The organism is Vibrio phycocola, assembly GCF_054404255.1.
Genome location: NZ_JBTAMQ010000001.1, coordinates 370765 through 385354, shown reverse-complemented (window position 1 = coordinate 385354; position 14590 = coordinate 370765). Strand labels below are relative to the sequence as shown.

General features: G+C 41.7%; 10 protein-coding genes and 1 CRISPR repeat array. All 10 genes read right to left on the bottom strand.

All coding sequences use genetic code 11. The annotated features are described in order from the left end of the window. Positions 1–16: 16 nt before the first annotated feature. Positions 17–835 carry a MurR/RpiR family transcriptional regulator gene (locus ACXJY6_RS01840; RefSeq protein ID WP_456051447.1) on the bottom strand — a complete coding sequence of 273 codons (819 nt, stop codon included), beginning with the start codon at positions 833–835 and terminating at the stop codon, positions 17–19. Positions 836–1199: 364 nt separating this feature from the next. After that, positions 1200–5562: direct repeats of the CRISPR family, unit length 29 nt; unit sequence CGGTTCATCCCCGTGAGTACGGGGAACAC. A gap of 79 nt (positions 5563–5641) precedes the next feature. Further along, positions 5642–5938, bottom strand: coding sequence for a type I-E CRISPR-associated endoribonuclease Cas2e (cas2e, locus tag ACXJY6_RS01835; protein WP_456051446.1), 297 nt, complete (start codon positions 5936–5938; stop codon positions 5642–5644). A gap of 12 nt (positions 5939–5950) precedes the next feature. Further along, positions 5951–6868: a type I-E CRISPR-associated endonuclease Cas1e gene (gene cas1e, locus ACXJY6_RS01830; RefSeq protein ID WP_456051445.1), complete on the bottom strand. Its 918-nt coding sequence runs from the start codon at positions 6866–6868 to the stop codon at positions 5951–5953. Positions 6869–6876: 8 nt separating this feature from the next. Next, on the bottom strand, positions 6877–8346 hold the full coding sequence (casA, locus tag ACXJY6_RS01825) for a type I-E CRISPR-associated protein Cse1/CasA (RefSeq protein ID WP_456051444.1): 1470 nt from the start codon (positions 8344–8346) through the stop codon (positions 6877–6879). Beyond that, positions 8333–8983 carry a type I-E CRISPR-associated protein Cas5/CasD gene (gene cas5e / locus ACXJY6_RS01820; protein ID WP_456051443.1) on the bottom strand — a complete coding sequence of 217 codons (651 nt, stop codon included), beginning with the start codon at positions 8981–8983 and terminating at the stop codon, positions 8333–8335. Before cas5e ends, casA begins: the two co-directional genes overlap by 14 nt. A 21-nt stretch (positions 8984–9004) precedes the next feature. Next, entirely contained in the window at positions 9005–10030 is a 1026-nt protein-coding gene (cas7e, locus tag ACXJY6_RS01815) for a type I-E CRISPR-associated protein Cas7/Cse4/CasC (protein ID WP_456051442.1), read from the bottom strand. A gap of 17 nt (positions 10031–10047) precedes the next feature. Further along, positions 10048–10485, bottom strand: coding sequence for a type I-E CRISPR-associated protein Cse2/CasB (locus tag ACXJY6_RS01810; RefSeq protein ID WP_456051441.1), 438 nt, complete (start codon positions 10483–10485; stop codon positions 10048–10050). A 9-nt stretch (positions 10486–10494) separates the two neighbouring features. After that, complete coding sequence (gene cas6e, locus ACXJY6_RS01805) at positions 10495–11037, bottom strand: type I-E CRISPR-associated protein Cas6/Cse3/CasE (RefSeq protein ID WP_456051440.1); 543 nt, start codon at positions 11035–11037, stop codon at positions 10495–10497. 2 nt (positions 11038–11039) lie between these two features. Then, positions 11040–13496 carry a CRISPR-associated helicase/endonuclease Cas3 gene (gene cas3 / locus ACXJY6_RS01800; RefSeq protein ID WP_456051439.1) on the bottom strand — a complete coding sequence of 819 codons (2457 nt, stop codon included), beginning with the start codon at positions 13494–13496 and terminating at the stop codon, positions 11040–11042. A 90-nt stretch (positions 13497–13586) separates the two neighbouring features. Next, positions 13587–14567, bottom strand: a complete 981-nt coding sequence (locus tag ACXJY6_RS01795) for a BrxR family transcriptional regulator (protein ID WP_458767091.1) — start codon at positions 14565–14567, stop codon at positions 13587–13589. Between the last annotated feature and the right edge of the window lie 23 nt (positions 14568–14590).

Below are 14590 nucleotides of genomic sequence, written 5' to 3'. Positions count from 1 at the left end.
TTATGGTAATTCGTTGCTATTCAATCTCGTTTAGCTCGGAATAGCTTTGAGATATTCGGTGACTCTGCTTAACTGCGTCCTTACCGAGATGCCGGAATACTTTGTTAACCAGATAGGAAATCAAACTCATGAGAGCAGCGTAGCTATCCAATGGGGTATCATTGTTCATATGACAAATAATAACATTGCTCATCCTGTCCGCGTATTTCTGCCCCGATTGATCCGTAATTAGCAAGCTTGGTTTATCTGCAAGGTAGTTAACAATGCTCTCAAATTGACGGGTTCTACGACGAATTCCCAGCAAAATGACAAAGTCATCGTCACCAATAGAAACCAAGTCTTCGCCTATGGTCTGTCCCGGCAATGGTAAAAGATCGACATCTGGACGACATTGCAGCAACTGTTCACGGAAATGCATCGCCAACGGATAACTATTCCGGTAACCAATCACTTTAATGCGCTTTGCCCTGCTGATGCTATCAATGATCATCGACACATCGGTTCCCACAAGTTGTGTCCACAAACGTTCAAGTGCCCGCATATCATGCTGAATGTCTGGGTCTTCAACGTCCGATGTTAGAACTGGGGTTCCTTTCTCTCTCTCCTCAATCAATTCTTGACGAAGAGCAAGGTGGTCATCATAGCCCATCTGCCGAATAAAACGACTAACGCTGGTTTTAGATACGCCACAAGAATCGGCGATCTCTGCCAATGACAACATCAGTATCTTCTCTGGATGCAATTGTACGAAGTCAGCGATACGGCGACTTGTATCTGTTAACTTTGAGTACTGCTGAGTGATACGTTCAATTAAAGAATGATGGTTATGTGTCATTAAATTCCTCGATGTAAACTAAACCTCTACTCACACAGCACCAAATTAGCCTCTGAAGCCGATGATCATTAAGAGAGTCTTTCCGGTGTTACAATAACATTGAGGCTATAGGTTGTATCACAAATATTTCCACAATCATGAAACGATTGAAACTTATTGTTAATAGTTAGCAACGTTTGTACCACAAAATGAACTTATTTTTATCTTTATAAAACAGACATATAAAGTATAACGATAAAAACAACCAATCTAATGCAAGGATAATATGGCGAGTTTGGTGCGAATTTATCCGAAATAGGTGCAATTGAAATATCGAAATTGACCGTAAGTTCAGATGAGTAAAATACCTCACAAAACTTGGTTTCGGTTCATCCCCGTGAGTACGGGGAACACAGCGTTGAAATCATCACCCGCTATAATAAAGCCGGTTCATCCCCGTGAGTACGGGGAACACGTACAACAAGATCATGAAACAAGGCGCGATAGCGGTTCATCCCCGTGAGTACGGGGAACACTTTTCAATGCGTCAATTTGGGCACTGAGTTGGCGGTTCATCCCCGTGAGTACTGGGAACACCCACCCGATTTTAACGGGTCATAAACAATAACCGGTTCATCCCCGTGAGTACGGGGAACACAGAGCGCACTACGTTGAGAAACGCATTTACCGCGGTTCATCCCCGTGAGTACGGGGAACACCTGGGACGAAAAGAGGGAGGGATCGGTTGTTACGGTTCATCCCCGTGAGTACGGGGAACACTATGTCGATAAAGCTGATAGGTGGATGACATTCGGTTCATCCCCGTGAGTACGGGGAACACATTTGAATAATCCAAATTAACAAGCTCCTGTACGGTTCATCCCCGTGAGTACGGGGAACACCTGCTAGTATGGATTGTATGGATGTATAAAGACGGTTCATCCCCGTGAGTACGGGGAACACATAATTTAGTTTTTTTCGCTGCCTTAGAAGAGCGGTTCATCCCCGTGAGTACGGGGAACACTGCAAGAAAATCTACCGAACCGCAATGAAGAACGGTTCATCCCCATGAGTACGGGGAACACTTCAAGCGCTGTAATCTGAGCAAGTAATTCTGCGGTTCATCCCCGTGAGTACGGGGAACACAAAACGTTACAGTTATCACTGTCATTTGTCAGCGGTTCATCCCCGTGAGTACGGGGAACACATCTGCTGTTGACGCGAATAGCGTTATGAAAGCGGTTCATCCCCGTGAGTACGGGGAACACTCCTTACGCAAGAATGTCATCCATCTTTCTGCCGGTTCATCCCCGTGAGTACGGGGAACACTAATCGCTACTTGCTTAGCGATAGTTTTTAAACGGTTCATCCCCGTGAGTACGGGGAACACATACTCGGGTCATATGGTCGACCCTTATCGTCCGGTTCATCCCCGTGAGTACGGGGAACACTGATAAGCATATATACGATATTTTACGAATAGCGGTTCATCCCCGTGAGTACGGGGAACACTCACTTATATTGATAGAGAGCTAAAACGTATGCGGTTCATCCCCGTGAGTACGGGGAACACTTTATCTGAGCATTCAGCCATTAGATCACGAACGGTTCATCCCCGTGAGTACGGGGAACACCATTTTCTTTGCTTCTTTGAGAAGAGGATTGGCGGTTCATCCCCGTGAGTACGGGGAACACTAGTGTTATGTAACCTTGTGTGGCTACGGCCGCGGTTCATCCCCGTGAGTACGGGGAACACAATTATCCTAGCATAGTTAGTGAAAATGGGGACGGTTCATCCCCGTGAGTACGGGGAACACGCTTGTATTAGCCCTGTTACCGCAGGGTTTTTCGGTTCATCCCCGTGAGTACGGGGAACACTAACAAATAACGTGATTGCTTATTTGTTGATTCGGTTCATCCCCGTGAGTACGGGGAACACACCAAGAAAATCAACAATTAACGCTATGGTATCGGTTCATCCCCGTGAGTACGGGGAACACAGGCGATTAGCATCGATGAGTGTGTTATTTAACGGTTCATCCCCGTGAGTACGGGGAACACATAAATATATCTATGGTGTAGTCGCTATTTGGCGGTTCATCCCCGTGAGTACGGGGAACACAATGCGGCGCGGTCTTCTTCGAGTTCGACAATCGGTTCATCCCCGTGAGTACGGGGAACACCCCTTTGGGGCATTCAATGGCAAGCCGTATTGCGGTTCATCCCCGTGAGTACGGGGAACACATATGAGTAATACTTTTAACTAAATTAAAAAGCGGTTCATCCCCGTGAGTACGGGGAACACCTATTCAATTGAAGAGGTAATAGAAGAATGGGCGGTTCATCCCCGTGAGTACGGGGAACACTCTATGTAACCATTAAGCACTGTCGTGTCTGACGGTTCATCCCCGTGAGTACGGGGAACACATCGCTCATATCGATAGAGAATTAAAACGTATGCGGTTCATCCCCGTGAGTACGGGGAACACTCACCGACATCACAGCGTGGTGAATAGTCGAGCGGTTCATCCCCGTGAGTACGGGGAACACGGATTCGAGAATCTTCTTACGCAGTGCCGATTCGGTTCATCCCCGTGAGTACGGGGAACACGAAACCGAAGCTAGTTAGCGAATCTTAGTACCGCGGTTCATCCCCGTGAGTACGGGGAACACTTTATATTCTCGCAAGCCCCTTGGTATATAAGCGGTTCATCCCCGTGAGTACGGGGAACACATCAATGCTGTTGTTTCGGTGGCGGTATCATACGGTTCATCCCCGTGAGTACGGGGAACACTTTTCAATGCGTTAATTTGGGTACTAAGTTGGCGGTTCATCCCCGTGAGTACGGGGAACACATTTTTTCAATTTCAAACACAGTCATTAATAGCGGTTCATCCCCGTGAGTACGGGGAACACAGGTCATTATGCGAGTCTCACTATCCAGTTCACGGTTCATCCCCGTGAGTACGGGGAACACTCTTTCGAATTTGATTTTTCGTGGAACTTTTTCGGTTCATCCCCGTGAGTACGGGGAACACGGTCAGTGGCTAATGGAACTCGGTTACGCCCACGGTTCATCCCCGTGAGTACGGGGAACACAGCCCATAGAGAAGCCAAATGAAAGCTATCATCGGTTCATCCCCGTGAGTACGGGGAACACAATCAGGGAATAACCCAGCTTCATGCATTAGGCGGTTCATCCCCGTGAGTACGGGGAACACTTTTCCATGTCCTTTTTAGCTTCCACTTTTTGCGGTTCATCCCCGTGAGTACGGGGAACACGCCACCATAAGGCACCATGAATTGCAATCCTGGCGGTTCATCCCCGTGAGTACGGGGAACACTGATGTAACAGTTGCAGACACTCCGGTTCCCACGGTTCATCCCCGTGAGTACGGGGAACACCCATTTATATTTTTCTTGATGCAATAGCCAATCGGTTCATCCCCGTGAGTACGGGGAACACATACAAACAACTCGACTCTGGTGTAATGGTTCCGGTTCATCCCCGTGAGTACGGGGAACACTCTCTTACAATGCAATCATAAAAGTGGCTGGACGGTTCATCCCCGTGAGTACGGGGAACACGCTATCGATTTCAATAAACTAATGATTCACGGCGGTTCATCCCCGTGAGTACGGGGAACACTGTCATAAGCAAGAGTCACATAGTCTCCAGCACGGTTCATCCCCGTGAGTACGGGGAACACTGCAGTATAAACAATTTGACCTGCGCCAGTATCGGTTCATCCCCGTGAGTACGGGGAACACTTCCATTGAATCAACTGAATCGCATTCAAATTCGGTTCATCCCCGTGAGTACGGGGAACACATTCAATCGAGTGTTGATTGTTTGTGCGACTGCGGTTCATCCCCGTGAGTACGGGGAACACATCAACACACCTTTGCGAGAAGAAGATCATCCCGGTTCATCCCCGTGAGTACGGGGAACACTCAATATGGCTTTGCTTGATGGCGAGGAAAAGCGGTTCATCCCCGTGAGTACGGGGAACACACTCGATATGCTGCTCAACGGTGTGCGTTTCGCGGTTCATCCCCGTGAGTACGGGGAACACATCTTCTTCTTTAGTTACGTTCATGATATTTCCGGTTCATCCCCGTGAGTACGGGGAACACGGAGGATATTAAAAAGCAAATAGAGGGAACGGCGGTTCATCCCCGTGAGTACGGGGAACACACTGGTTAGATAAAATATAGCTAAATCACTTTCGGTTCATCCCCGTGAGTACGGGGAACACAGCGCAAAACAATTCGTGATTGTACTGCCATGCGGTTCATCCCCGTGAGTACGGGGAACACGTGGACATACCCAACAATAGCCACAAATCATTCGGTTCATCCCCGTGAGTACGGGGAACACCACCTATTTAAAACTGTTGCCTGTAGTATAAGCGGTTCATCCCCGTGAGTACGGGGAACACGGAATGATCTTCTTCTCGCAAAGGTGTGTTGATGGTTCATCCCCGTGAGTACGGGGAACACACACCATTTCATCAATCCAGAAGGTCTCATTGCGGTTCATCCCCGTGAGTACGGGGAACACACACCATTTCATCAATCCAGAATGTTTCATTGCGGTTCATCCCCGTGAGTACGGGGAACACTGCAACCCTATCAGATAGATCGCTAGTTAAAGCGGTTCATCCCCGTGAGTACGGGGAACACGTCGCAGCGCATTTCATAACCAAAATGTCAATCGGTTCATCCCCGTGAGTACGGGGAACACTCTAAATATACATAATTGTTTTTAAAGGACAATTACTTCCCACCAAATTTTACCGATTTTTTAAAGAACAAATTAGGACTTATTTTTCTTTTATTTCTGGTTTAAACTTTACTAGCCGCAGCCCATCGAGGTCGACAGGCATACGGCGATTTTCGCCATAAGTCATAAAATCAAACCCTGATTCTGTATTGGTTGACCATGCCATAACAACATTACCTTTTTCAGCAAGTTCTTCTATTTGATACCAAATCATTTCTCTCACTCGCCGAGAAACATCACCAACATAAACACCTGCACGAACCTCTAATAGCCACACTGCTAATCTACCTCGTAATCGAGGCGGCACGGTTTCTGTCACGACTGTTACCATTGACATATTAATTCCTCGTTAACTGACACGATGTCCGTCATTACCTATTATTTCTGGCTCTGGAATAGCAGGTGGTTGAGCATCACTATAGGGTTCTGGTGGCTGAATTTCACCTGCACTTAGCACTTCTTCAATTAAAGGAATTAATCTTTTTAATATTTTAGTTTTCCTAAATGCTTCTCGGCAGGCAATACGCACATCTCGATCAGGTGAATGGGTTTTCTTCGCAGCGATTTCAAAAGCGACCGGTACAACGATTTCAAATTTTAGAATATCAGCAATATCATACACAAAACTAAGTGGTTTCCCTGAATGCACAAAGCCAATAGCAGGAGCATAGCCAGCGGCTAAAACAGCCGCTTCGGTAATGCCATATAAACAAGATGTTGCGGCGCTGATACATTGATTGATCGAATCGCCCTTGCCCCAATTTTTGGGGTCATAACGTCGTCCATGCCATTCAACGCCATATTGTTTTGCAAGTAACTGGTATGTTTTCTTAACTCTTGCACCTTCAATGCCACGTAATTGATCGACGCTACGCCTTTGTGGCGCTTCATCGCCAAAACGTATTTCAAACATTTTACGTACAACTTTTAAACGTAAATCTCCATCTAATGCTAATTTGGCTTGATAAAGTAACTTATCACTACGTGCTCCGCCGGGCTGACCTGCAGAATAAAGTCGCACGCCCGCCTCACCAACCCAAATCAGTAATGTGCCACAAACACTGGCAAGTTTAATGGCAGCATGGCTTACTCGTGTTCCTGGCTCTAACATAATGCAAGCAAGTGAACCCACTGCAACATGCATGCGCTCACCATTTTTATCGATAACAACAAAAGCGCCATCTTTGACATCAATCTGCCCCATTCCTACAAAAATCATAGAATTGCGATCTTTTATTGGAATGGGCTTTAAAGGAATGAAGCTCATAGAAACTCCTAATGCTTTTTATGTAATACCACTTCACCTTTTACCAATGCTTTAAATAAGGGTAAATCATATTGATATTTACGTTGAACATCAGTGAAAATGCGTTTAGCTTCTTGTTTAAGTTCAACAACAGCTAAATTCCGTAATTCAGTTGCTTCTTTGCGTTCGACATCGAGCAATGTTCTTTGAATGATTTGTTGTGCATTGGCGGTAAATGATTGCATTGCCGTTTCTTTAATCCCGCCTACAAAGTTTTTATCGTAACCCACACCAAACATTTTATTAAATGCCTTCGACAATAGTTCTTTCTGATTGAGCCCTGCATCGATAACTTGTGTTACTTTACTCAACTGCTTACTCAAAGATGAAGGCATTGAATACAGATCATACACTCGACCAGTAATCGAACCTTGATCGGCAATATTGCCACCAACTAACAAATTAGTTTGGCGGGGGTTTTTCATATATTGAAACTGTCTAATAATATAAGCGGGCTCGACGGTCGCTTTATCAGACTCTTTTCCAATAATATAACTACTTAACTCTTGCCAGCTTTGCCAGTTTTGATCACGAGCACACACAGCAAAGATACCTTCTTCTTTTACCGTACAAGGTGTATAGGGATGAGGCCACCAACCCGCACCACCATCACGTCCATTTTTAGTTGAACCATAAACTCCTTTATACTTTTCGCGATTAAAGGTTTTGATTGATTGAAGTGATTTCTGTCCGCAAACATCACACACACAAGGCTCATCTTTAATGTTAAAACCAATATGATAAGCCAACGCAAATAAACCCCTATTTAATCCGATTTTAGGGGCTTGATAGATATCTCCCGTCATGGGTGATACCCACATAGGCGTTTGATCCGCATCTTTATCAAGCTGTGTAGATTCAGTAAAATAATCTTTAGCGATAGTATTGCTTAATAATGTTTGCTTTAAATTATCGCCAGCGATCAACGTCGTTATTGCACCGCCGCCACGAATGCCTGTCGCTCCTGTTTTACTAAAGCACTCTCCTTTTATATTCATGTGTAGGTTATAGTTCAAAACATGCATACAATCTGGACAGCTTGTTTCTGCTTTTTCTCTTTCAGAAAAAAGCCCACTCGCATTACCTGATGTACCACACTCTATACCAGATAATATCTTAGTAATTGGAGCATCAAATTTTTTTGATCCAATAGTCGACTTTGACTGCATAAAACAATCACTTTCAAACCATTGGCTGTCTATATTTTGTAACGCATGATCATATTGTTCGGCAGTTAACCCTACTTTTAAGTAGCTTTTAAGTTCATTAACAGTGGGTTGTAGCACAACCGTGGTCAGTGAACTTAATAGTTGCAACATCGCCAATTGAACTTCATCAAAGTAATACTGCAATTGATAATCTTCATTACTCGTCAACAGTGTTTTTAGCGATACCTTGCCTTGATTGGTTGAAATAAACGCATCTTTAAGTAAGTTCATCAATTTCTTCCTTTGACTCTTGTCTTATTTGCCCACAAACAAACACAGTACGCATAGCGTATTTGCGTGGCGTTGCAGTGATCTGGTCACGAACTTGCAACATCGCGACTTGATTTTCACCGTTGACATCACTAAAAATTTGTCCGTTTTCGTTATATTTAATTAAGGCATCGGCAGGGTTATCATCATCCGTTACCGCTTCAAATAGAGGGCGCGTTAACGGGCAGGATTTCCGACCTTGAAATAAGCCAAATTCAGGATTTTTAACGTTTCCTGTCAATGTATTAATGACTGTTTCATCGGCTGTAATAGCAAAGGTATATTCACTATCACACCAATATTCTCGGTAGGTTGGTTTAGGGTTTCCTTTTTGAATCTTCCCATACGGGCTACGAAAGTTTTGCACGGTATGGTAATCGACTATTTTTTCACCGGATTTATTCACTTGTACCGCAATTTTAAGTTGTTGAGATAAATCATATAGTTCAGAAAATCGTTCCCGGGTAATCCCCTTTGCAGCACCTAATAAGCCCATAATGGCTGATCTCGTAGGGAAATGACTTACTCTACGATGGACATCAAAGGTCTGCAGCCCATAAGCCGACATGCCTTCTGTTTTCAATATCAGTGTTTTCATGCGTTTCATCCCAATATTAGCTTAAAAACGAATATCACCGATGGTGTCTACTAATTCGATCATCTCACTTTGTGTGCTATCAGTTAGGTCTAAAGCAATTGCTTTTGAATCAAGCTCGTAAGCTTTACATAGTTTTTCATAATGTTTTACCAAGGCAATAATCGAGTTTTCCATTACGTCGCCATTATTGGCAATTGCTTTTCTAAAGGCATTAGCCAGTGAAATAGGTTGATTGGATTGTGCTGCCATCACAAAGTCAGCTTGGTTATAAGCTGCAAATGTTTTTTGTTTCGCATTCGGTGTGACTTGGGCAAAGCAACGGATCATGGTATTAACGATAGTGCTAACATCTTCAATGCTCGCTTTGACATTTTTCGCTAATAAATCAACATTGATTGATGCATAGCGATAAAAAACACCAGCGCTAAATTCAGTGGTACCAATGTGTCCTGATCCTTGTTCCGCTAGATCATCACAAGCGGTAAACCAATCAACTTCAATATCTGCGTCATGTGTGGTTACACTGTGCGCAACACTCATTGCGGCTTCAACATTACGTTGCGGGCAACTTGCATCCATACGCCCAGATAATGCGACATCATAAGTTGGAATTTGCACTATTTTTTTAAGTTCTTTTAATTCCGTGCCTTCCTTTACCATGTTAATTGCTTCGCGTATGGCACCAATCGCATAGGGTTGAACCGCATCAAAATGTCGCGTTGTTTCTCCCGTTTCTTTATTTTTTTCACTTTTTACTTTTGATCCCATATTCAGCAACACATCTTCAATCAACTTAGGCTCTATGTCTGGCATTTCTTGTTTACACAAAGCAAGAAGCTCATCCATTTTGTTGGTACGAATTGAAGTTTCAGCAACCGCCTCTCCATAAAGATCACTTTGACGAATAGCGCGTTTTAAACATTGGCTGGAAATACGGCTACGGACTGTACCACCAAAAACAGCTGTTTTTTGCATACCGGAATCATCACGGTTCATCATTGATGACGGGTGAGAAATAAGTGTGTGAATGTTTATAAATGTAGTCATGATAATGTCCTTGTTGATTATGCTCTAGTTGTTGTTTGAGTATCGTTATCAGATAAAATAAATTCTTTTAATAAGTTCCGGCGTGTATTTTCTCCCCAAAATTGCGCTAATTCTCCGAGACTATCGAGGGATATATTATTACAACGAACTAACTGCCGTTTTAGGTAGTCAATACCATTATCACCACTACGCGTTATTTGAATGATTTGTGACTCTTTCACGCCAGCCTTTAATAAAGCAGTCGCCACATTAACGCTTTGTTCATCATTGGTTATTTTAAGCCCCACCAGCAAAAACAGAATACGTTGCGTTTGTGCTGTGTCCTTTGCACCGGTAAATTTTAAAACTCTAAAATATGCAGGTGCATCTGCTAATTTTTTCAAATTACAGCGCTTTAACTCTGCTTGTTCTCCGTTACTTAGTGCTTGATAAGCTTTGTATATTCTTTGGTACATAACCTTTCCTTATTGTGTACGCGCAAGTGATAATAACCCTGCGCCTGCATGCTTTTTCCGACCGATTCCCATAACTAATGCTCGCCGTATTTGCTCGCTATCAGTCACCTGTAAAATACCTTCAAAGCAGATAAATCGACTGGTATAGGATTTTTTGCTACGTACCATTTGTTCATCCATCGCTGTCACAGTGACATTTGCACCGCTTAATTTACGTTGCAACCATTGCACTTGTTCGTCACAATTTTTTATTTCAATGACTTTTTTACCTTGGCTTAAACACTTTGTGGGATAAGCTAATAATTTAAATTTATAGAAACCGTCTTGAGTTACTTCTGTAATGAAAGGTTTACTCACTAATACGCTGGCCTGCTCACTAGATTTTGGCTCAGTACTGGATTGCAATAAAACCTTGCATGACTTCCCATTTACACTTTCTACCCGAAATAGATGATCACGTTTACGATCTGGCACATTGGCAAATAAAGTCCAAATGGCCTGATGTTGCTCGTAACTATCTTTTGTATTCAGCATCACCTGAGATAAATACATAGTTAATTCCCTGTGGTTAATTCATCAATAAGATCAGCGGTAATAACGCCCATCTCGTTATAAACAATGTCTTTATCGACTATCGCCTTGTAGCAATAATAGTTTTCGTCTTTTTGGCCTTGGGTATGTTTGCTTGCCAGTGCCACGGTATTTTTTTCTCTGTCTTGTTGTTCGTTAAAATCACCACCATGTAACAACTCTCCATTATTTTTAAATAACACAACGGTTGCGCTCATTTCGCCATCACGGGTTAACATCGCACAACGTGGGTCAACATCATTAAGTGGTTTAGATTGCAAATTACTTAGACTACGAGCGGTATAATTATTACCATCGGACTTGATACTGTATTCATCAGCAACAACTGTTAATACATCAGGTTCACCTGCTATAGCTTGTTCATCATGAACATAATCAATCGCTTCACGGTAACAATCAGGAAAAGCTAATTGTTTGAGAGGGGAAATATATTGCTCAGTTCGATAAAGTAAACGCGTATTTTGGTATACGTATCCACTGCCTTGATAATGATGTTTTAATTGTTCCACCGTTGTATCTTCGGTAATTTCTGTTTCTGGTAAGAGAGTGATAAATAAAGGTGCTTTAACGGCATTTGTTCGTGAGCATAAAGAGGTATTCATTCGATTATGTCGCCATAACCGTCCCATTCGTTGCATTAAAAATTCAATAGGAGCTATTTGACTGATTAACACATCAAAGTCTAGATCTAGCGATTGCTCAATCACTTGCGTTGCGATTAATAATCGACCACTTCTTTGGGCATCTTTACCGTAATCCTTGAGCGCTTTATCTTCTAATTTTTTTCTATCATTAAAGGTGTAACGCGCATGAAATAGATCAACCGTTAATCTTGGGAAGCTCTCTTTTATTTGATGATATAACCGTTGCGCATCTTTGACGGTATTGCAGATAATGCCGACCATAGCTCCTTCAGTTACCCAATCATTGACTTGGGTCCGTTGTTCTTCAGTAGGCAATAAAGTTTTACTAAACCAAGTTTTTATTGATACAGTTTTATTTGTTTCTTGTTTAGGTAGTGTTAATTCTTGAGTCTGAGCAGATAAATCGGTGTGGCTAATTAATGGGTAAGCATTACTTTGTGAGTCACCTTTATAAGTTGAAAGTAATTTTTCTTTTAAGTCTCTTGGTAAAGTTGCAGAAAGTAAAATAGCACTTGAATATGCTTGATGTTGCCCTTTCAATACTTGTTCAATTAACCCCATCATATAGGCATCAAAACTATGAATTTCATCCAGTATTAACACTGATTTTCGAGTACCAAAAGAACGAACAAATTGATGACGAATACCCAATACTCCCATGAGTATTTGATCGATTGTAGCCACTGACATCGAACCTAAAAACGCACGTTTATTTGATTGATGAAGAAATCCGCTTTCATCAGTCATTATGTATTTGGATTTACCGTGAGCAAGGGTTGTTGATGCATCAGGGAACAGTTTATTCGTAGCTTCGCCAATACGTGAAAACAAACCGTTTGCAGTTGCCTGCGTTGGTAAGCCAAAGACTATTCCATCAGCTAAACCCGCTTGAATTAATAAAGATGCATAAGCCAATGCGAATTCTGTTTTTCCTGAACCTGTATCTGATTCAACTATCGTCAAGCCTGATTTTATTGGCATGTTAATTAATAAAGTTTGAATACCACGTGGCGCATAATTCTTAAATAAATAATCAAAACCTGCACCCTGTAGTTTTTCAATCATGCCTGTTTCTAATAATGCGACTTTCGCCCTTGGTAACGCATCTTTGTAATACTGATATAAATTAAGAGTCTGATCTGCTGTAAAGTTTGTCATAGAAGAGCCAACCCAATCAGAAATGCTACATAACCCTGCTAACATCGGAATGTCACCTACATCAGGAATATCATCTAATTTGCAAAATTCAAGACAAAATTCTACCCATTCCTTTCGCGCTAGTTCATCTAATTCACAAAGTTCTTCGTCCGCATCTGGATCATCATAATTAAAGGAAGTATCACAATAACCATGATGACCAGCTACTGCTTTCATCGCATCGTTAGTATTATACATTTCACTAAACTGCTTATAACCACAGGAGCCATGAGAATAATAAGTAATATCAGGTTCAACTTCCCATTCATCTCCTTGTAAAATTTGTCGAATATCTTCACGAAAGTTTTGAAAGCGAGCATCGAATTTTCCCAAATCATGTAGCAAAATAAAGAATAAACAAATACGCCTTGCATCGTCGGTTGTTATATCTAGATAGGATGTGATTTGTTGCAATAATGTATTCGATTCAGTTAACCAAACATCAGCAACAGCAGCTACATCTAAACAATGAAAAACTAACAAGTGATAATCGGAACATTCATTGCCGTTTTCATCTTTTTTAGCTTTGCCCCAGTATTTAAATATGCTCTTCAAATCAGATGGCGAGAAGTCGTTCATATAAGACCTACTTATGTGCGATTTAATAATTAAATACAGTAATCCTCAGATACAATGTCCACAACACTGTAATTAAACACATGTCGAAAATTAGGTAGGTTTTGGTAGGAATGGCGTTATACTTTTGCGGCACTTTGGTGTTAACACAATCTGTTGTTCTTCTGGGGAATCTTTATACTGGTCTAAACGTAATCGTAGTAGCAGGTAATTAACGAGGGCCGCTCGGGTTTTAATTATTTTTTTATTGTTCTTCATTTGAAAATCGTTCGCGATAATCTTTTGTTGTTCTTGAGTTAGACCTGGATCAGGAATGATTTCAATATCTGTAAATGTATTCCATAAGAGGTCTTTTTCTTTATCCACTAATGCTGGCCCCTCAAACTCAGCGATACCATTAAATCGAGATAATACAAAATCTCTAAACTCTGTATTTTTACGGCAATAAGCGCGAACATGCCAACGTAATCCATCAAAAATAAGGGTATGAGGCTCAATGATTCTATCTAAGTAATCCGGGCTAGTTAATGAGATATAACCAATATCAATTGCCAATTTTTCTCGTATTGCTTTTAAAATAGGCCTGACTGATTTTGCATTTATATTTCTAAATGGTGCTTCAACTTCTTCAACGTTTTCGGTAATAGATTTTCCTGTCGTTTGCATAATAAGCTTTAAATAATAATCAAAATTACCAACATCCGTTATAGCGTTAAATCTATCAGTAATAACTCTGGCTTTTGCTGAAGAGTCATAAATAAGATTTTCAGGAAGCTTGTGATCGTACTCTCTTAATATTGTAGAGGCTGTATCACGCGACAAATAAAAATACCGCATCAGGTGCGTTGCATTTATTTGCCCCTCCCACCACACGATAGATTCAATATAATTAAAATAATCTTGGTCTGATATTTTCATTTGATGATTTATATTAAAGAAAAAATATATAAAACCACAGACAAAGTTATGATTCAACGAGATTGGATTAAAATTTTGAATCGAACTAACTATCACTGTTCTAAGTAACTCATTGAATATATTTGGATATAAATCAGAGAGACTTAGACTTGTCACTAGCCCATACCGCTAACAACAAG